The following is a 19435-nucleotide window of genomic DNA, read 5'->3' on the forward strand; positions in this document are numbered from 1 at the left end:
GGATCTCTCGGCAGCCGTTTTCGATCGTCCGACGATCGCTTGTGCGACCCCGATTTGGGCGGCCGTGGACCGGGGTGGTTGGCTTGCCCCGCACTTGAGCAACCCTGAGCAACACGGACCTGGAGGAACCCCATGGCGCAGGTCGAGGCCACCACCGAGCGGGTCGTCGCTGCGGACCCGGAGAAGGTGTTCGACACCATCGCCGACTACAGCGGCACGCGCGCGAGTCTGCTGCCCGAGCAGTTCAGCGAGTACGAGGTGCGCGAGGGCGGCGACGGCGAGGGCACCCTCGTCCACTGGAAGCTCCAGGCCACCAGCAAGCGCGTGCGCGACTGCCTCCTGGAGGTCGCCGAACCGACCGACGGCGAGCTCGTCGAGAAGGACCGCAACTCCTCGATGGTGACCACCTGGCGCGTCACCCCGGCCGGTGAGGGCAGCTCCCGGGTCGTCGTCACCACCACCTGGACCGGCGCCGGCGGCATCGGCGGCTTCTTCGAGAAGACCTTCGCCCCCAAGGGCCTCGGCCGGATCTACGACGCGATCCTCGCCAACCTCGCCACCGAGGTCGAGAAGTAGATCAACACCCGTGCGCTCCCTGTGCGTTGATCCCCGTCACCGGTTCGAGTGGATCTCCCTTGTGACCGGGATGGCGCCGTAACTCGTCGCGCTTGCTCGTAGTTGTCGCTTTACGCGGGAATTGTGTGGCAGGTGCGACGAGGGGAGCGGCACATGGGCGGGACCACTCTGGTGCAGGACGAGCCGGTCACGGCGCCTCCTGCCGAGGACCCGCCACCGGCGCCGGCCACGGACGCGGGACCGGGCGGACGCCGGGTGCGGCTGGTCTTCTTCGCCCTCATGCTCGCGCTGCTCCTCGCGGCGCTGGAGCAGATGATCGTCGCCACCGCCCTGCCGAAGATCGTCGGCGAACTGCACGGCCTCGACCGGATGTCCTGGGCGATCACCGCCTATCTGCTCACCGCCACCGTCGGACTGCCCGTCTACGGCAAGCTCGGCGACCTCCTCGGCCGCAAGGGCGTCTTCCAGTTCGCGATCGTCGTCTTCGTCATCGGCTCCGCGCTCGCGGGGCGGGCCCGGACCATGGACCAGCTGATCGCCTTCCGCGCCGTCCAGGGCGTCGGCGCGGGCGGACTCCTGATCGGCGTGCAGGCGATCATCGCGGACATCGTGCCGCCCCGGCAGCGCGGCCGGTTCATGGGCCTCATCGGCGCCGCGTTCGGCCTCGCCTCGGTCGCCGGACCGCTGCTCGGCGGCTACTTCACCGACCACCTCTCCTGGCGCTGGTGCTTCTACTTCAACGTCCCCTTCGGCCTGGTCACCCTCGCCGTCGTCACCGTCGTGCTGAAGCTGCCGAAGCCGCAGGGCAGGCCCCGATTCGACGTCCTCGGCGCCCTGTTGCTCGCCGTCGCCTCCACCTGCCTGGTGCTGCTGAGCAGTTGGGGCGGCACCGAGTACGCCTGGGGCTCCGGCGTCGTCGTCGGCCTCGGGGCGGGGGCGGCCGCCGCGACCGTCCTCTTCCTGGTCGTCGAGGGCATCGCCGCCGAACCCCTCATCCCGCTGCGGCTGTTCAGGGACTCCGTCTTCAACGTCACCGCGCTGGTGGGCCTGGCGATCGGCGTCGCGCTGTTCGGCGCCGCCGGCTATCTGCCGACCTTCCTGCAGATGGTCGACGGAGCCACCGCCACCGAGTCCGGGCTGCTGATGCTGCCCATGATGGGCGGCATCGTCGGCGCCTCGGTCCTCTCCGGACGGCTCATCAGCCAGACCGGCCGCTACCGGATCTACCCCGTCCTCGGCAGCGCCCTCGCCGCCCTCGGCATGTGGCTGCTGTCCCGGCTGGAGACCGACACGCCCCGGCTGCAGTACAGCCTCTGGATGGCCGTCCTCGGCGCCGGCATCGGCCTGGTGATGCCCGTTCTCGTGCTCGCCGTGCAGAACTCCGTGCGCCCTGCCGACCTCGGCACCGCCACCAGCGCCAACACCTACTTCCGGCAGATCGGCGGCAGCGTCGGCGCGGCGGTCTTCGGCACCCTCTTCGCCGACCGGCTCGCCGACGCCCTGCGCGAACGCCTGCCCGATCGCGCGGGGGCCGGGCTGCCCGACCCCGAGTCGCTCACCCCACAGCTCGTCCACGAACTGCCCCCGGCGCTGCGGGACGCCTACATCCAGGCCTACGCCGACGCCATGCCGAGGATCTTCCTCCACCTCGTGCCGGTGCTCGTGCTCGGCCTGCTCATCGCCTTCTTCCTCAAGGAGAAACCGTTGGTGTCCCACAACACCGCCGAGATCGAGCCCGCGCCCGTGAACACACCGGTCCTGGAAGCCTGTTCCTCCTACACCGCCGACATCCCGGTCTGCGGCACGGTGCAGCACCCCGACGGGTCCGTCGTGGCCCGCGCGGCGCTCACGCTCATCGACGTCGGCGGACAGCAGATCGGCCGGGGCGCCAGCGGCGAGGACGGCCGGTACGCGCTGTCCACGACCGGCGCCGGGGCGTACGTTCTGATCGCCGCCGCCGGCGGCCACCAGCCGCAGGCCGTCTCCGTCACCGTCGGCGAGCGCCCCGTCGAGCTGGACATCGTCCTCGGCGGGGCCGGCCGGGTCGCCGGGAGCGTGCGAGGCGCGGACGGCGCCCCGGTGCGCGAGGCCACGGTCACCCTCACCGACGTCCACGGCGAGGTCGTCGCCAGCACTCGCAGCGGACGTGAGGGCGGCTACGTCATCACCGAGCTCGTCGCCGGCGAGTACACGCTCGCCGCCAGCGCGGCCGCCTTCCGCCCGGCCGCCCTGACGGTCAGCGTCCAGGCCTCCCGGGAGACCCGCCAGGACGTCGAGCTCGCCGGCGGCGCCCTGCTGCGCGGCACCGTCCGGGCCACCGGCGGGCGGCCCGTCGAGGACGCGCGCGTGACCCTGCTCGACGCGGCGGGCAGCGTCGTGGACACCCTCACCACCGGAGACGACGGCGCGTTCCGCTTCGTCGACCTGTCCCGTGGCGAGTACACCGTCATCGCCGCCGGCTACCCGCCGGTCGCCACCGTCCTGCACGTGGCGGGCGGCGGCCGCACGGAACGCGATCTGCAACTCGGCCACGCGGACTGACGCCGTCGCGCAGGGGCGGCGAGCCGGCTGCGGGACGTGCGGCGTACCCCGGCGCACCCGGCTGAAACCAATTCCAGCATTGCCGCACATGCCGACGGGCGTGCGCCGTACGGTGGTGGCTGGCGGGACAGATCTTGCACAGCTCTGGGGAGAGAGGGCCTGGGCCATGGACCGTGGCACCGAGAGGGACGCACCTCCCCGCCGCGGAACCGAACGCGAGGCGGCCGACTGGCCTGCCGACGCCGGACGCGTCCCCCTGGCCGTGGTCGTGGTGGACCGCGAGGGCCTCGTCTCCCACTGGAGCACCGGCGCCCGCAGGCTCTTCGGCGTCGTCAAGGAAGAGGCGATCGGTCGGCCCGCGATCGACCTGCTCCCCGTCTCCGGCGCGCTCCCCGAGCCCGACGACGACCTGCCCTTCGGGGAGTACGCCGCCTACGACGGCCTCGGGCCCGGGCTGGACTCCTCCCTGGACCGCGGCCTCGGCTACCCGGCCGCCGGACGGGCCCGGCTGACCGTGCCCGAGCGAGGCGAGATGGGGGCGCCCCCGCCCGCAGGGTGGGGGAGCGACCGTGGCCGTGTCGACGTGCTGTGGTGGGCCTACCCGCTGGTCGGGCCCGGCGCCGAACAGCTGCTGGTCCTGGCCGCGGACGCGGCGGCGCTGCACCAGGACGCTCCCGACGACCCCCTGGCCGTCGAACGCATCGCGCCCGCCTTCGCGCTGCACACCGACTTCCCCGGCGCCGAGGAACTCGCCCGCCGACTGCCCGAGATCCTGCCCAGCATGAGCGTCGGCGAAAGCGCCCGCATCGTCGCCCAGGTCCTCGAACTCGGCTACCCCGTCCTGGAGTTCAGCCAGAACGACCGGGTGCCGGTGACCCCCGACTGGGGCGTCGCCCGACGCGTCGAGCGCAGAGCACGCCGTGAGCGGGCCGCCCGCGCCGCCGCCGAGGGGCTGCCCGTACCGCAGGAGCTCGTGGACGACGAGGGCGAGGACCTCGAGTACGTCGCCGTCCGCGAACGGCTGGAGTTCCTCAACGAGGTCAGCGGCAAGATCGGCACCTCCCTCGACCTCTCCCGCACCATCCTCGAGGTCTCCAGAGCCGTCGTCCCACGCTTCACCGACGTCGCGGGCACCTACTTGCGCGAGCAGGTCGTCGGCGGCGAGGGATTCCCCGACGGCGTGCCGGACACGACCACCATGTGGCACCGGGTCGCCGTCGAGCACACCGACGAACCCGGCCGCTGGGAGGACGTCGTACCCGTCGGCGAGGCCATGCCGTTCCCCGCGCACACCCCGTTCTTCCAGTGCATGACCACCGGCGATCCCGTCCTCGTGCCGCGCATCAGCGAGCAGATGGGGCATGCCATCGCCTCGCAGTTCGAGAAGCGCGACATCCGGCCCCTCATCACCGGCCGCTCCATGCTGGTCGTCCCGCTGAAGGCGCGGAACGTCGTCCTCGGCTTCATGGTCCTGCTGCGCCACCCCGAGCGCGCCGTATTCAACGACATGGACCGGGTCACCGGCGCCGAACTCGCCGCCCGCGCGGGCCTCGTGCTCGACAACGCGCGTATGTACACCCACCAGGAGAGCGTCGCCGAGACCCTCCAGGACAGCATGCTGCCGCACATCCCGCCGCGCATGGCGGGCTGCGACATCGCCACCCGCTATCTGCCGGGCACGCTGCTGGGGCGGGTCGGCGGCGACTGGTTCGACTCGGTGAAGCTGCCCGGCGCCCGCACCGCACTCGTCGTCGGCGACGTCATGGGCCACGGCCTCAACTCGGCCGCCATGATGGGCCAGTTGCGCACAGCCGTGCAGACCATGGCCGCCCTCGACCTGCCGCCCGCCCAACTCCTGCGCAACCTGGACGACTTGGCGCAACGCCTGGGCGACAACTACCTCGCGACCTGCCTGTACGCGGTCTACGACCCGATCGAGAGCGAGCTGCACATCGCCAACGCGGGCCATATCCCACCCGTGTTGGTGCGTGCCGCCGACGGCCGCAGTGAGCTCCTCGACCTGCCCACCGGCGCCCCCATCGGCGTCGGCGGCGTGCCCTTCGAGGCGGTACGCGTGCGTGTGGAGCCGGGCGACCGGCTGGTGATGTGCACCGACGGGCTGGTGGAGGTGCGCGGCGAGGACATCGGTGTGGGGCTGGCGACCCTGTGCGAGTCCGCGGCGCATCCGTCCGCCTCCATGGACGACGCCTGCGACACCATCATCCGCGCCCTGGCCGCGACGTTCTCGGAAGCGGCCCGCGGCGGCCGCAAGGACGATGTGGCCCTGCTCATGACCCGGCTCAACGGCATCGAGCCGGAGGACGTCGCCGAATGGCGGTTCGCCCTCGACCCGGTCGAGGTCGGCCGGGCCCGCGCGGCGGTCCGCGAACAGCTCCACGACTGGGGGCTCGCCAAGTCGGCCGACGCCGTCGGGCTCATGGTCAGCGAACTCGTCACCAACGCGGTCCGACATTCCCACCGGCGCCCCGTGGCGCTGCGCCTGGTGCGCGGCGAGACCCTGCTGTGCGAGGTGGAGGACGACGACCACGAGCTGCCGACCCTGCTGAGCGCCGGAGCGGGCGACGAGTTCGGACGGGGCCTGCGTGTGGTGAGCACACTGGCCCGCGAGTGGGGCACCAGCCGTACGGGCGCGGGGAAGACCGTGTGGTTCGAGCTGACCCTGCCGCGCCGTCGCGGCTAGGGCCTGTGCCTGTGCCTCGCTGAGCTCGGCCGATCGCGCGATCGGCCGCGCACGGCCGCGTGCGGATCGCGAGCGCGGCGCGAAGGAACGCGCGCCGCGCTTGTAGCGGCAACCGGGGAGCGATAGACCGTACTCGCCCGTCGCTTACGGCGGATCGGCCTTGCATCCTGGGGAGTTGGGCATGAGCGTGGCGAGTAGGTACCGGGCGGCGTGGGAGGGCTTCTGGAGCGAGGCTCCGGAGGAACCCGGCGGGGTGTTCTGGGACGCGGATCCGAGGGTCACCGCCGCGCTCCACCTCGCCCTGTTCGAACCCCGTCTCACCGACCCCGGACTGCCGTTGGTGGACCTCGGCTGCGGCAACGGCACCCAGACCCGGTATCTGGCCGACCGCTTCCCGCACGTGATCGGCGCCGACCTGGCCGCCGCGGCCCTCGACCACGCCCGGCGCGCCGACCCCGCCGGACAGGCGACGTACCGGCTGCTGGACGCGGCCGAGAAGGGCGCCGCCGAGACCCTGCACGCCGAACTCGGCGACGCCAACGTGTACATGCGGGGCGTCCTGCACCAGTGCGAGCCCGCCGACCGGCAGCCGCTGGTGGACGGGATCGCCGCGCTGGTCGGGGAACGCGGCCGGGCCTTCGTCGTCGAACTGTCGGAGGCCGCCCGTCCGGTCCTCGGCGCGCTGGCGCAGAGCCCGGCCGGTCCGCCGCCCAAGCTCGCGCCGATCTTCCGGCACGGGATCGCCCCCGGGGAGGTCGCCGACGACGCGGTGCCCGAGTATCTGCGGACCGCCGGGCTCACCGTCCTGGCCTCCGGCGAACTGCCCCTCACCACCACCGAGTTCACCCCTGACGGCACCCGGATCGAGCTGCCGTCGAAGTGGCTCGTGGCCGCCCGGACCGGGTGAGGGCCCGCACCTCAGTCGCGGCTCAGCCGGCGCAGCGTCTCCTCGAACGAAGTGGCGTCCCTGGGCGGCCGGTTGTGCGGGAGCCGGGCCAACAGGGCCGCCATGCCGCAGGTGTTGGTCACCCCCGAGAAGAGAAGGCCCGCGCCGACCAGCCCGGACAGCCAGTGCGCGCCCGGCACGGCCAGGCCCGCGGCGAAACCGGCGACCACGAGGGAGCCGGCGGCGAGCCGGACCTGGCGGTCCATCGGCCAGGGGGCGCGTCCGCCCGCCGGGCGCTCGACCGGGTGCCCGGCCGCCGCCCAACCGGCGGTACCGCCCTCCAGCGTGACCGCCGCCACGCCGAGGTCCGCGAGCTGTGCGCAGCCCTTCGCGGACCGGGCGCCGGACGCGCACACGATCAGCAGCGGCCCGCGCGCGGCGGCGGCCCGCAGGGCGCTCGAGGCCTCGCCGAGCCGGTCCAGGGGGACGTTGTGCGCGTCGGGCAGATGGCCGCCGGCGTACTCGCCGGGGGTGCGCACGTCGACGACCGTGTATGCGTCGAGACGGGCGGCCGCGGTCTGGGCGGAGGCCGCCGAGGCGGGGGCGGTCGGGTGATCGGTCACGGAACAGAACCTCTCGGTGGGGTGTTGTCCCGCACGGGTAGGATACCCGCGGGGGTATACAGGAGGAGGAAGTGTGCAACTCGACATGTCGGCCGAGGATCTGAAGTCGGCGCTCAACCGGCTGCGACGCGCCCAGGGGCAGCTCGCGGGAGTGATCCGGATGATCGAGGAGGGGCGCGACTGCGAGGACGTGATCACCCAGCTCGCCGCCGTCTCCCGGGCGCTGGACCGGGCCGGCTTCTCGATCATCGCCACCGGGCTGGAACAGTGCATGACCAGCGAGGATCCGCAGGTGCGGGACTCCGCGCAGATGCGGGCCCGGCTGGAGAAGCTCTTCCTGTCGCTGGCCTGAGCGCCTGAGCGCCTACGCGCTTGCGTGTCTGGGCGTCTGCGCGTCGGAACGCTTGAGTTCCTGATCTCCGGGGGAGGCCGAGGGCGGCTCATCGGACGGCCGTCACGCCCATGCCCAGGGCGACGGCCAGCAGCACGCTGCCGAAGACGCGCTGCAGTGCCGCGGCGGAGACCTTCGAGGCCAGCCGTCTGCCGTCCCAGGCCCCGAGGACGGCGGTCGCGAGGAACGGCATGATCAGCGCCCAGTCCAGGTGGCCGGCCGTGAACGCCCGGGCCGCGAGGGCCGCCAGCGCGTTGGCGACGATGACCAGCAGACTCGTGCCCACCGCCGCGCTCATCGGCACGGCCAGCACGCTCACCAGCGCCGGCACGGCGAGGAACCCGCCGCCGACGCCGAGGAACCCGGTCACCGCGCCCAGCCCGGCGCCGGCGCCCGCCGCCCGCGCCGCCGAGACGGCGCCGCTCCCGCGCGGGGCGCGGCGCCGCAGCATGCGCACGGCGGCCAGGGCGGCCAGTGACGCGAACATCAGCGTCAGCACGGGCTCCGGGACGCGGGAGGAGAGCGCCCCCGCGGCCGCGGCGGGCGGCAGACCGGCCGCCGCGAACAGCAGACCCGCCCGCCAGCGCACCGCCCCCGCCCGCGCGTGGGCCAGCAGCGCGGTGAGCGATGTGACGATCACGATGATCAGGCCCGCGGTGGTCGCCGCCGCCGGGCTGAAGCCGAGCAGGTAGATCAGGGCCGGGACGGTCAGGATGCTGCCGCCCGCCCCCAGCGCGCCCAGCGCCAGACCGACCAGGCCGCCGGCGAGCAGCGCCAGGACGAGCGCGCTCATATGACGGTCCCGGCCGCCCCTTGGGCGTCCTCGACGGGAAGGCCCTGGGCGGCCCAGTCCTGCAGGCCGCCGATCACGTCCGCCGCCTGCGTGCCGTGCTCGGCGAGGAGGGCGGCGGCCCGCTGCGAGCGGTTGCCGGAGCGGCAGACCAGGACGAGATCACGCCCCGCCGTCAGGCTCGGCAGGCTCGTCGTGGTCCGTGCCGACCAGGGCAGCGGAAGGTGCAGTGCGCCGGGCGCGTGACCGGCCCGGTACTCGTCGGGGTCGCGGACGTCGACCAGGACGGCCGTACCGTCCCGGAGCATGCGGTGGGCCTGGGCGGCGGTGACGCGGGAGATGGGCATCTCGGATGGTCCTCGGGTTCGTCGGTCGCAGTCGGTCGCGGTCGGTCGCGGTCAGTCGCGGGGCGTGGGGCCGGCGAGGGCGAGGCCGGCGTCGGCCGCCTGGCCGTAGCCGTCGTCCACGGCCACCACGGCACGGCCGGCGGCGTCCAGCAGGGACGCGGCGATGGCCGCGCGCATGCCGCCCGCGCAGTGCACCCAGACGGTGCCCGCGGGCACCTCGGCCAGCCGTCGGGGGAGCTGGTGGAGCGGGATGTGCACACTGCCCTCGATCCAGCCGCCCGCCCGTTCGCCGTCGCGGCGCACGTCGACCACCGTCAGGTCCTCGCCCCGGCGGCGGGCCGCCGCCAGGTCGGCGAAGACGGCCCGCGGGAACGAGGCCGGTCGCACCCCTTCCTCGACCCAGTCGGCCGGGGAGCCGACGGCCGCGGCGGCCGGGCGGTCGATGCCCACCCGGGCCAGCTCGCGCTGGGCGCGCCGGACGTCCTCGGCGCTCTCCGCGAGCAGCGTCACCGGCCTGCCCCACGGGATCAGCCAGGCCAGATAGGTCGCGAGCTGCCCGTCGACCTCGAAGTTGAACGCCCCGGCCACGTGCCCGGCGGCGAAGGCCACCCGGCTGCGCAGGTCCACCACCCACTCACCGGCCGCGAGCCGCCGGGCGATCTCGCCCGCGTCGGCGCGCTGGGGCGCGGTGAGGTCCACCGGGGCGGGCCCGCCCGCGTTGGCCGGGCCCATGTGCGCGTAGTACGCCGGGACGTCGTCCAGCCCCGCCAGCAGCTCCTTGACGAACGTGTCCACGTCCTGGGCGAGCACCGGGTTGGACGCCTTCTCGGCACCGATCGTGCTCCGGTCGCCGCCTGCCTGCGAGGAGGAGCAGAAGCTGCCGAAGCCGTGCGTGGGCAGCACCGCCACCTCGTCGGACAGGTCGTGCGCCAGCCGATGCGCGGAGGCGTGCTGCTCCCGGGCCAGCCGTTCGGTCAGCCGGGGCTCGACGAGGTCGGGCCGCCCCACGCTGCCGATCAGCAGCGAACCGCCGGTGAAGGCGGCCACCGGCCGGCCCGCCACCTCCAGGACGTAGGCGGTGTGGTGCGGGGTGTGCCCGGGGGTGGCCACCGCGCGCAGGGCGAGGCCTTCGTCGAGCGGCTCGACGTCCCCGTCGGCGACCGGCACGCGGGCGTACGCCACCTCGGCCCCGGCCGGCACCAGATAGCGCGCCCCGGTCAGCCGGGCGAGCTCCAGGCCGCCGGTCACGTAGTCGTTGTGCACATGGGTCTCGGCGACGGCCACGATCCGCACCCCGCGCCGCGCCGCCGCGGCGATCACACGGTCGATGTCGCGCGGCGGGTCCACCACCACCGCCCGCTCGGCGCCGCCCGCCAGGTGGCTGCGATTGCCCAGCCCCTCGGTCTCGAGGATGTCGACAAAGAACACGGCACACACTCCTTCGCGGAGAACTCGAAAATTACCCCCGGGGGTATCTGGGGTCTGGGGTCCACCGTAACAGAGATACCCCGGGGGGTATTTTCACGCGTCGCTCCCGGGGGAGCCGGAGGCGGCCCGATAGGCTCTGATCCGCTGGATTTCTGGTCGTCTGCAGCGGAGAGGTCCGGATGTGAAGATCCTCATCAGCGCCGACATGGAGGGCGCGACGGGCGTCACCTGGCCCGCCGACGTGCTGCCGGGGACGCCCCAGTGGGAGCGGTGCCGGTCGATGTTCACCTCGGACGTCAACGCCGCCGTGCTGGGCTTCTTCGACGGCGGGGCGGACGAGGTCCTGATCAACGAGGCCCACTGGACCATGCGCAACCTGCTCCTGGAACAGCTCGACGAGCGGGCGCAGATGCTCACCGGCCGGCACAAGTCCCTCTCGATGGTGGAGGGCGTCCAGCACGGCGACGTCGACGGCATCGCGTTCGTCGGCTACCACGCGGGGGCCGGCTCGGAGGGCGTCCTCGCCCACACCTACCTGGCCAACTCCGTCACCGGCGTCTGGCTGAACGACGTGCGGGCCAGCGAGGGGCTGCTCAACGCGCATGTCGTCGCCGAGTACGGCGTGCCGGTCGTCCTGGTCACCGGCGACGACGTGGCCTGCGAGGACGCGCTCGGCTACGCGCCCGAGGCATTGAAGGTCGCCGTCAAGGACCATGTCTCGCGGTATGCGGCCGTGTGCCGTACGCCGGCCCGCACCGCCGCCGACATCCGGGCGGCGGCCAAGGAGGCGACGCGGCTGGCGGTCCGTCAGGAACCGCTGGACGGTGGGCCGTTCACCGTCGCGGTGGAGTTCGACGCCGAGCACCTCGCGATGTCGGCCACCGTCGTGCCCGGCGTCGCCCGCATCGGCGAGCGGAAGGTTGCGTACACCAGCGGCACGATGTACGAGGGCATCCGCACCTTCAAGGCGGTCACCACGATCGTCTCGGCCGCGATCGAGGAGCAGTATGGCTGAGCGGCGCAGACGGGACGGGCGGCAGCGGCCGGCCGAGCGGCGGAGGCGGGAGCGGCATGGCTGATGTGCAGGCGCGGGACGAGGTCGTCCGGTTCACCTCCGATCTCATCCGCATCGACACCGCCAACCGGGGCGGCGGGGACTGCCGGGAACGGCCCGCCGCCGAGTACGCGGCCGCGGTGCTGGCCGAGGCGGGCATCGAGCCGACCCTGCTGGAGCGCACCCCGGGCCGTACGAACGTCGTCGCCCGGGTCGAGGGCACCGATCCGTCGGCGGACGCCCTGCTCGTCCACGGCCACCTGGACGTCGTCCCCGCCGAGGCCGCCGACTGGAGCGTGCCCCCGTTCTCCGGGGAGGTGCGCGACGGGGTGGTGTGGGGGCGCGGCGCGGTCGACATGAAGAACATGGACGCGATGATCCTGGCCGTGCTGAAGGCCTGGTCCCGGCAGGGCGTCCGGCCGCGGCGCGACCTCGTCATCGCCTTCACCGCCGACGAGGAGGCCAGTGCCGAGGACGGTTCGGGTTTTCTCGCCGACCGGCATCCGGGGCTCTTCGAGGGCTGCACCGAGGCCGTCGGCGAATCGGGGGCGTTCACCTTCCACGACGGCTCCGGACGCGAGCTGTATCCCATCGCCGCGGGTGAACGCGGCACCGGCTGGCTGAAGCTCACCGCTCGGGGGCGCGCCGGACACGGCTCCAAGGTCAACCGGGAGAACGCGGTGACCCGGCTGGCCGCCGCCGTCACCCGCATCGGCGAGCACGAGTGGCCGCTCCGGCTCACCCCGACCGTCCGCGCCGCCCTCACCGAACTCGCCGTGCTCTACGGCCTCGAGACCGACCTGCGCGACGTCGACGGCCTGCTGGAGAAGCTCGGCCCGGCCGCGGCCCTCGTCGAGGCGACCGTCCGCAACAGCGCCAACCCGACCATGCTGACCGCCGGTTACAAGGTCAACGTGATCCCCGGGGAGGCGGTCGCCTACGTCGACGGCCGGTATCTCGCCGGCTACGAGGAGGAGTTCCGCGCGACCCTCGACGAACTCACCGGCCCCGACGTCGACTGGGAGTTCCATCATCGCGAAGTCGCCCTCCAGGCACCCTTGGACGTGCCCCTCTACGCCCGAATGCGCGCCGCCGTCGAGGAGTTCGCGCCCGAGGGGCATGTGGTGCCCTACTGCATGTCCGGCGGCACGGACGCCAAGCAGTTCTCACGGCTCGGCATCACCGGCTACGGCTTCGCACCGCTGAAGCTCCCGAAGGGCTTCGACCACCAGGCCCTCTTCCACGGCGTCGACGAGCGGGTCCCGGTGGAGGCGCTGCACTTCGGCGTCCGCGTCCTCGACCGCTTCCTGCGGACGGCCTAGGTGAGCGAGACCGGGATCGGGGTCGGGACCGGCATCGGGGTCGGGATCGGGATCGGGATCGGAGAGAACATGCAGGTCCTGCCCTACGGTTCCTGGCCCTCGCCCATCGACGCGCGCCTCGCGGCCGCCCACGACGGGCGCCCCGAGTACGTCGGCTTCGTCGGCGACGAGGTGTGGTGGACCGCGCCCCGGCCCGCCGAGAACGGCCGCCGCACGCTGGTCCGGCGACGCGCGGACGGCACGCAGGAGTCGGTCCTGCCCGCGCCGTGGAACGTCCGCAGCAGGGTCGTCGAGTACGGGGGACAGCCCTGGGCCGGGGTCGTCCGCGAAGGCCGACTCCTCGTGGTGTTCGTGCACTTCGCCGACCAGCGGCTGTATGTGTACGAGCCCGGGTCGGGACCGGAGGCCGGGGGCGAGCCGCGTCCGCTCACGCCCGTCTCCTCGGTGGGCGGCGGACTGCGCTGGGCGGAGCCGCAGTTGCTGCTCGACCGGGGCGAGGTGTGGTGCGTGCTGGAGGAGTTCACCGGGGCCGGCCCCACCGACGTCCGCCGGGTCCTGGCCGCCGTACCCCTGGACGGCTCGGCCGCCGACGACCGCGCGGCCGTGCGCGAACTCACCGACGACAGCCGCCGGTTCGTCACCGGAGCCCGTCTCTCGCCCGACGGCCGCCGGGCCGCCTGGCTGGCCTGGGACCATCCGCTGATGCCCTGGGAGGGCACGGAGGTCGTCGTCGCCGAGGTCACGGAGGAGGGCGCACTCGGCGACGCCCGGGTGGTGGCCGGCGGGCCGAGGGAGTCGATCGCACAGGTCGACTGGATGCCGTCGACGGGTGACTGCCTACTGTATACAAGCGACCGTAGCGGCTGGTGGAACCTGTACCGCGACCATCAGCCCGTCTGCCCGCGCGACGAGGAGTTCGGCGGGGCCCTGTGGAAGCTCGGGCAGCGCTGGTTCGCGCCGTTGGAGAACGGTCTCGTCGCGGTCCTGCACGGCCGCGGGGCGAGCGCCCTCGGGATCCTCGACCCGCAGACCGGCGTGCTCGTCGACGCGGCCGGACCCTGGACCGAGTGCGCGGCCACCCTCGCGGTGCACGGCGAACGCGTCGTCACCGTCGCGGCCGGTCCGCGCAGCGCCTACGAGGTCGTGGAGCTCGACGCCCGGACCGGCCGGGCCCGGGTGATCGGCGCGGCGCACGAGGACGCGGTCGACCCGGCCCACTACCCCGAGCCCCGGATCCGCACCTTCGCGGGCCCCGACGGCCGGGACGTCCACGCGCACGTGTACCCGCCCCACCACCCCGGCGTCGTCGCCCCCGGAGCCGAGCTGCCGCCGTACGTCGTGTGGGCGCACGGCGGGCCCACCGACCGTGCGCCGCTCGTGCTGGACCTGGAGATCGCCTACTTCACCTCCCGGGGCATCGGGGTCGTCGAGGTCGACTACGGCGGGTCCACCGGGTACGGCAGGGAGTACCGGGAGCGGTTGCGCGGACAGTGGGGCGTGGTCGACGTCGAGGACTGCGCGGCCGTCGCCCTGGCCCTCGCGGCCGAGGGCGTCGCCGACCGCGAACGGCTGGCGATCCGCGGCGGCAGCGCGGGCGGCTGGACCGCCGCCGTCTCGCTGACCGGCGCCGACGTCTACGCCTGCGGCACGATCCGCTACCCCGTGCTGGACCTGGTGGGCTGGGCGACGGGCGAGACCCACGACTTCGAGTCGCGCTACCCGGACAGTCTCGTCGGACCCCTCGCCGAGGTGCCCGACCGGTACGCGGAGCGCTCGCCCGTCGAGCACGCCGACCGGATCACCGTCCCGTTCCTGCTGCTGCAGGGCCTGGACGACGTGATCTGCCCGCCCGTCCAGTGCGAGCGCTTCCTGGAAAGGCTTGCGGAGCGGCCGGCGCCGCACGCGTATCTCGCCTTCGAGGGGGAGGGGCACGGGTTCCGGCAGGCGGCGACGACGGTGCGGGCCCTGGAGGCCGAGCTGTCGCTGTACGCTCAGGTGTTCGGGCTGCGTCCGCCCGGAATTCCCAGGTTGGAGCTGGTGCAGTGAAGGAACTCGTGCGGCCGGGTCGGCTCGCCGCAGGCGCCCGGGTGGCGGTCGTCGCGCCCAGCGGACCGGTGGCGGAGGAGCGACTGCAGGCCGGACTCGACGTCCTGCGCGGCTGGGACCTCGACCCGGTGGTCGCCTCCCATGTGCTGGACCGGGACGACCGGCTGCCCCACCTCGCGGGCGCCGATGCCGACCGGGCCGCCGACCTCCAGCGGGCCTGGTGCGATCCGGACGTCGACGCCGTGCTGTGCGCCCGCGGCGGGTACGGCGCCCAGCGTGTCGTCGACCTGCTCGACTGGGACGCGATGCGCGCGGCCGGGCCGAAGGTGTTCGTCGGCTTCAGCGACAGCACCACCCTGCAGGAGGCGTTCGCCGTCCGGCTGGGCCTGGTCACGCTGTACGGGCCGGTGGCCGCGGGCATCGACTTCATCAAGAACGCCCGGGCGCAGGAACACCTCAGAGCCACCCTGTTCGCCCCGGAGACGGTCCGCACGCTCGCCTCCGCCGGCCGGGCCGTCGCTCCGGGCCGGGCGCGGGGCGTCACCCTGGGCGGCTGTCTGACCCTGCTCGCCACCGGCTACGGCACCCCCCACACCCGCGCCGGCGCCCGCGGCGGGCTGCTGCTGATCGAGGACGTGGGGGAGCGGCCGTACGCCGTCGACCGGGCCCTCACCCAACTTCTGCGCACCGGCTGGCTGGACGGCGTCGCGGGCGTCGCGCTCGGCTCGTGGGACAGGTGCGGACCGTACGACGAACTGCGCCCGGTCCTCGTCGACCGGCTCGGCGGCCTGGGCGTCCCCGTGGTCGAGGAGCTCGGATTCGGGCACTGCGAGGGGGCGCTGACCGTGCCCCTCGGCGTGCGCGCCGAACTCGACGCGGACGCGGGCACCCTCACCCTCGACGTACCCGCCCTGCGCTGACCGGCGTGTGCTGACTGACCTGCGCTGACCGACCTGCGCTGTCGGCCCTGTGCCGACGGGCCCGACCGGGTGGGGGCGGCTCACCCGGAGGTCGCGTCTCACCGTGCGTGAGCACGGGCCAGGGCTCACCCTGGTGGTATGAGCCCGAGGACCTCGAAGACCTCCGAGACCGGTGGAAAGCACGGCGGCAGGAACCCGGCCATGACGCCCGGCCGGATCGCCGTCCTGGTGCTCGCCGTCCTCTGCCTGATCTTCATCTTCCAGAACACCGACGCCACGGAGATCCGGCTGTTGATCCCCCTGGTGACCGTGCCGTTGTGGACGGCCCTGCTCGCCACGGGCATCATCGGCGCACTGTGCGGGGCGTACTGGGCGTATTCCAGGACACGGCGGCGCTGACCGGCGTCGTACGCTGTTTCGATGCCGCACACCGCATCCCGCTACCTCGCCGAGGGCCCCCGTGTGGGGATACGTCACTTCACCTACGAGGACGGGCCGGAGTTCGTCGCGCGCGTGCGCGAGAGCAAGGACCTGCACCACCCGTGGCTGTTCCCGCCGGCCAGCGCCGACGCGTACACCGCCTACGCGGGCCGGCTGATCGAGGACCGGTCGAAGGCCGGCTTCCTCGTGTGCACCCGGGAGGACGGAGCCGTCGCCGGGTTCGTCAACATCAACAACATCGTCGAGGGCGCCTTCCAGTGCGGTGCGCTGGGCTACGGCGCCTTCGCGCACGCGGCGGGGCGCGGGCTGATGCGCGAGGCGCTCGGCCTCGTGGTGGACCACGCCTTCGGGCCGCTGCGGCTGCACCGGCTGGAGATCAACGTGCAGCCCGGCAACGCCGCCTCGATCGCCCTCGCCCAGGCCTGCGGCTTCCGGCTGGAGGGGTTCTCCCCGAAGATGATCTACATCGACGGGGAGTGGCGGGACCACGAGCGGTGGGCGATCACCGTCGAGACGCGGGCTTGAAGTTGATCTTCATGGTGTCGAGGTCCGTGACCGTCGACCGCAGCCCGGCGAATCCGTAACCGAGCTCCCGCAGCGTCGTCTCGGCGCGCTCCTCGGCGAGCGCGCCCGCCATCTCCTCGCCGTCCGCCGCGTCCGACACCACCACGTAGCGCATCGAGAAGTGCTTCAGCGGCGACGGCTCGTACGACAGCGTGCCCTCCTCGGTGAAGCGCATGCTCGTCAGGCCGTGGTCGGCGGCCTCGGCGAGCAGCCGGGCGCGGGCCTCCTCGGCGAGGCCGTCCCAGGCGCCCCGGACGATCACCCGATAGGTGTGCTGCTCACTCACTGTGGCTCCTTGACCCCTTCGCGCCTGCGCCTGTCCGCGCCTGCCGTCGATCGCCCGACTGTACGGCCGCGTGGACGCGCCGCACGCGGGATTTTCCGGCGCCCGGCTCAGGACCTGGGCGTCAGCGGCCGCGCCGGTCCGCGTACTCGTACACCGCTCCGTCCGGGTGCCGGACGATCAGGTTGCGGCCCACCGGTGTCGGCACCGGGCCCGCGATGACGTCCGCGCCCAGCTCGGTGAGGGTCCGGTGCGCCTCGTCGACGTCCGTGACCGCGATCGTCGCCACCACGTGGCGCAGCACCTCCAGCTCCGCCGGGGGGCCGCTCATCAGCAGGAAGCAGCCGACCGCCGCGACCTCCACCCCGCCCCGCTCGAAGCGGAGCGCGGGGGTGCCCGCCAGCCGCTCGTAGAAGGCGACCGAGGCCTCCAGATCGTCGACACAGACACGCAGTGCGGTTCCCAGAATGTCCATGCGCACGAGCCTAGTTGGGGCGGCCGCCGAGACGCCGTCCCTTCACCCGATCCCTCCTCGCCCCTGTCCTCCAGCGCCTCCCGGTGGCCCGTCCGTGGCGTTAAGCGTCCGTGGCGGCGGGTACCCGGCGGCCATGGACACCGCCGAACTCACCGAACTCGGGCAGCAGCTGAGGGTGGACAGCGTGCGTGCCTGCGCCGCCGCGGGGTCCGGGCATCCGACGTCCTCGATGTCGGCCGCGGACCTGATGGCCGTGCTGCTCGCGCACCACCTCCGCTACGACTTCGACCGCCCCGCGCACCCCGGCAACGACCGCTTCGTCCTCTCCAAGGGCCATGCCTCGCCGCTGCTGTACTCCGCCTACAAGGCCGCGGGAGCCGTCGACGACGAGGAACTCCTGGGTTTCCGCACGCTCGGCAGCCGGCTCGAGGGCCATCCCACCCCGCAGCGGCTGCCCTGGGTCGAGACGGCCACCGGATCCCTCGGGCAGGGGCTGCCGGTGGGCGTCGGCATCGCGCTTTCGGGGAAGCGGCTGGAGCGCCCCGGGTACCGCGTCTGGGTGCTGTGCGGGGACAGCGAGCTCGCCGAGGGCTCGGTGTGGGAGGCCGCCGAGCACGCCGGACACGAGCACCTGGACAACCTCACCGCGATCGTCGACGTCAACCGGCTCGGCCAGCGCGGCCCCACCCGGCACGGCCACGACCTGGACGCGTACGCCCGTCGCTTCGGGGCCTTCGGCTGGCACACCGTCCGGATCGACGGGCACGACGTGGACGCGATCGACCGCGCCTACGGCGAGGCGATCTCCACCAAGGGGCAGCCCACCGCGATCCTCGCCCGCACCCTCAAGGGCAAGGGCGTCGCCTCCGTCCAGGACCGCGAAGGCCTGCACGGCAAGCCGCTGCCCGACCCCGACGAGGCGATCGAGGAGCTGGGCGGGGTCCGTGACCTGCGGGTCCGGGTGCGCGAACCGGCCGACGCCCGCATGCTGCACTCCGTGTCGACCGGCCGGCTCGACCTGCCCCGCTGGGCGCCGGGGGAGGAGGCGGCGACCCGTGACGCCTACGGCCAGGCCCTCGCCGCCCTCGGCGCCGCCCGCGAGGACGTCGTCGCCCTCGACGGCGAGGTGAGCGACTCCACCCGCGCCGAGGCCTTCGCCAAGGAGCACCCCGACCGGTTCTTCGAGTGCTACATCGCCGAGCAGCAACTCGTCGCCGCGGCGGTCGGCCTCGCGACACGCGGCTGGGTGCCGTACGCCTCCACGTTCGCCGCCTTCCTGACCCGGGCGCACGATTTCGTCCGCATGGCCTCGATCGGCGGCGCCGGGATCAACCTGGTCGGCTCGCACGCCGGGGTCGCCATCGGACAGGACGGGCCCTCGCAGATGGGCCTGGAGGATCTGGCGATGTTCCGGGCCGTGCACGGCTCCACCGTGCTGTACCCCTGCGACCCGAACCAGACCGCCCGGCTCGTGACCGCCATGGCCGGCCTGGACGGCGTCCGCTATCTGCGCACCTCGCGCGGCGCCGGCCCGGTGCTCTACGGGCCGGACGAGGAGTTCCCGGTCGGCGGCAGCAAGGTGCTGCGCTCCTCCGGCCGGGACCGGCTGACGATCGTCGCGGCCGGCGTCACCGTGCACGAGGCGCTGAAGGCCGCCGATGCGCTCGACGGCGAGGGCATCGCGGCCCGGGTCGTCGACCTGTACTCGGTCAAGCCCGTCGACCGGGCCACGCTGCGGCGGGCCGCCGAGGAGACGGGCTGTCTGCTGAGCGTCGAGGACCACCATGAGCAGGGCGGCCTCGGGGACGCCGTCCTGGACGCCTTCCTCGACGGACGGCCGCTGCCCCGGCTGGTGCGTCTCGCCGTCCGGACGATGCCCGGTTCGGCGAGCCCGGCCGAGCAGCTGCACGCCGCCGGCATCGACGCCGAGTCGATCGCCGCGTCCGCCCGGCTGCTCGTGGATCAGGCGATCGTGCCGTGAGCTGCGGCGGTGACGACCGGGGCGCGGGCGCGAGGAGCCGTGGGATGCCGTGGACGGCGGCCGGGA

Annotated in this window: 18 protein-coding genes; 12 read left to right on the forward strand and 6 right to left on the reverse strand. The window is 73.6% G+C overall.

Going from position 1 to position 19435, the window contains the following annotated elements:
- The first annotated feature begins 132 nt into the window (after positions 1-132).
- The 4 genes from ABZ725_RS19705 to ABZ725_RS19720 all read left to right on the forward strand — a co-directional run bounded on the left by ABZ725_RS19705 (position 133) and on the right by ABZ725_RS19720 (position 6725).
- A complete protein-coding gene (locus tag ABZ725_RS19705) occupies positions 133-576 on the forward strand; it encodes an SRPBCC family protein (protein WP_358803890.1) in 444 nt (147 codons plus the stop codon).
- A 153-nt stretch (positions 577-729) separates the two neighbouring features.
- Complete coding sequence (locus tag ABZ725_RS19710) at positions 730-3117, forward strand: MFS transporter (protein ID WP_358803891.1); 2388 nt, start codon at positions 730-732, stop codon at positions 3115-3117.
- Positions 3118-3283: 166 nt separating this feature from the next.
- Entirely contained in the window at positions 3284-5818 is a 2535-nt protein-coding gene (locus ABZ725_RS19715) for a SpoIIE family protein phosphatase (protein WP_358803892.1), read from the forward strand.
- Positions 5819-5999: 181 nt separating this feature from the next.
- Positions 6000-6725, forward strand: coding sequence for a class I SAM-dependent methyltransferase (locus tag ABZ725_RS19720; RefSeq protein ID WP_351905098.1), 726 nt, complete (start codon positions 6000-6002; stop codon positions 6723-6725).
- An 11-nt stretch (positions 6726-6736) separates the two neighbouring features.
- On the opposite strand, the gene ABZ725_RS19725 is transcribed toward ABZ725_RS19720, so the two are convergent.
- On the reverse strand, positions 6737-7327 hold the full coding sequence (locus ABZ725_RS19725; protein ID WP_358803893.1) for a rhodanese-like domain-containing protein: 591 nt from the start codon (positions 7325-7327) through the stop codon (positions 6737-6739).
- Between the two features lie 73 nt (positions 7328-7400).
- Between ABZ725_RS19725 and ABZ725_RS19730 the strand changes: the two genes are divergently transcribed.
- Positions 7401-7679 carry a metal-sensitive transcriptional regulator gene (locus ABZ725_RS19730; RefSeq protein WP_351905092.1) on the forward strand — a complete coding sequence of 93 codons (279 nt, stop codon included), beginning with the start codon at positions 7401-7403 and terminating at the stop codon, positions 7677-7679.
- An 88-nt stretch (positions 7680-7767) separates the two neighbouring features.
- Here ABZ725_RS19730 and ABZ725_RS19735 read toward each other — a convergent pair whose 3' ends face one another.
- From ABZ725_RS19735 to ABZ725_RS19745, 3 genes are read right to left on the reverse strand one after another with little or no spacing between them, the layout of a single operon-like run.
- Entirely contained in the window at positions 7768-8511 is a 744-nt protein-coding gene (locus tag ABZ725_RS19735) for a sulfite exporter TauE/SafE family protein (RefSeq protein ID WP_351905089.1), read from the reverse strand.
- The gene (locus ABZ725_RS19740) at positions 8508-8855 is read right to left on the reverse strand and encodes a rhodanese-like domain-containing protein (RefSeq protein WP_351905086.1); all 348 of its coding nucleotides are present in this window, start codon (positions 8853-8855) and stop codon (positions 8508-8510) included. Before ABZ725_RS19740 ends, ABZ725_RS19735 begins: the two co-directional genes overlap by 4 nt.
- Positions 8856-8906: 51 nt before the next feature.
- Positions 8907-10283, reverse strand: coding sequence for an MBL fold metallo-hydrolase (locus tag ABZ725_RS19745; RefSeq protein ID WP_358803894.1), 1377 nt, complete (start codon positions 10281-10283; stop codon positions 8907-8909).
- Positions 10284-10464: 181 nt separating this feature from the next.
- Here ABZ725_RS19745 and ABZ725_RS19750 point away from each other — a divergent pair, with 181 nt between their 5' ends.
- The 6 genes from ABZ725_RS19750 (at position 10465) to ABZ725_RS19775 (ending at position 16591) form a co-directional block, all read left to right on the forward strand.
- Positions 10465-11298 (forward strand): M55 family metallopeptidase, encoded by an 834-nt coding sequence (locus ABZ725_RS19750; protein WP_358803895.1) that lies wholly within the window; start codon positions 10465-10467, stop codon positions 11296-11298.
- Positions 11299-11354: 56 nt separating this feature from the next.
- Positions 11355-12659: a M20/M25/M40 family metallo-hydrolase gene (locus ABZ725_RS19755; RefSeq protein ID WP_358803896.1), complete on the forward strand. Its 1305-nt coding sequence runs from the start codon at positions 11355-11357 to the stop codon at positions 12657-12659.
- A gap of 69 nt (positions 12660-12728) precedes the next feature.
- Entirely contained in the window at positions 12729-14705 is a 1977-nt protein-coding gene (locus tag ABZ725_RS19760; RefSeq protein WP_358804142.1) for a prolyl oligopeptidase family serine peptidase, read from the forward strand.
- Positions 14702-15625 carry an LD-carboxypeptidase gene (locus ABZ725_RS19765; protein ID WP_358803897.1) on the forward strand — a complete coding sequence of 308 codons (924 nt, stop codon included), beginning with the start codon at positions 14702-14704 and terminating at the stop codon, positions 15623-15625. Before ABZ725_RS19760 ends, ABZ725_RS19765 begins: the two co-directional genes overlap by 4 nt.
- A gap of 138 nt (positions 15626-15763) precedes the next feature.
- Positions 15764-16024 carry a LapA family protein gene (locus tag ABZ725_RS19770; RefSeq protein ID WP_358803898.1) on the forward strand — a complete coding sequence of 87 codons (261 nt, stop codon included), beginning with the start codon at positions 15764-15766 and terminating at the stop codon, positions 16022-16024.
- Between the two features lie 21 nt (positions 16025-16045).
- Complete coding sequence (locus ABZ725_RS19775; RefSeq protein ID WP_358803899.1) at positions 16046-16591, forward strand: GNAT family protein; 546 nt, start codon at positions 16046-16048, stop codon at positions 16589-16591.
- Here the strand turns inward: ABZ725_RS19775 and ABZ725_RS19780 are convergent.
- Together ABZ725_RS19780 and ABZ725_RS19785 are read right to left on the reverse strand one after the other, a co-directional pair.
- The gene (locus ABZ725_RS19780) at positions 16569-16916 is read right to left on the reverse strand and encodes a DUF6204 family protein (RefSeq protein WP_351905066.1); all 348 of its coding nucleotides are present in this window, start codon (positions 16914-16916) and stop codon (positions 16569-16571) included. The two genes, ABZ725_RS19775 and ABZ725_RS19780, sit on opposite strands and share 23 nt — an antisense overlap.
- Before the next feature lie 121 nt (positions 16917-17037).
- Complete coding sequence (locus ABZ725_RS19785; protein WP_358803900.1) at positions 17038-17388, reverse strand: VOC family protein; 351 nt, start codon at positions 17386-17388, stop codon at positions 17038-17040.
- A gap of 133 nt (positions 17389-17521) precedes the next feature.
- On the opposite strand from ABZ725_RS19785, the gene ABZ725_RS19790 reads away from it, so the two are divergent.
- Positions 17522-19369 carry a transketolase gene (locus ABZ725_RS19790; protein ID WP_358803901.1) on the forward strand — a complete coding sequence of 616 codons (1848 nt, stop codon included), beginning with the start codon at positions 17522-17524 and terminating at the stop codon, positions 19367-19369.
- Positions 19370-19435 lie beyond the last annotated feature (66 nt).

Source organism: Streptomyces sp. NPDC006872 (assembly GCF_040635845.1).
Lineage (GTDB): Bacteria > Actinomycetota > Actinomycetes > Streptomycetales > Streptomycetaceae > Streptomyces.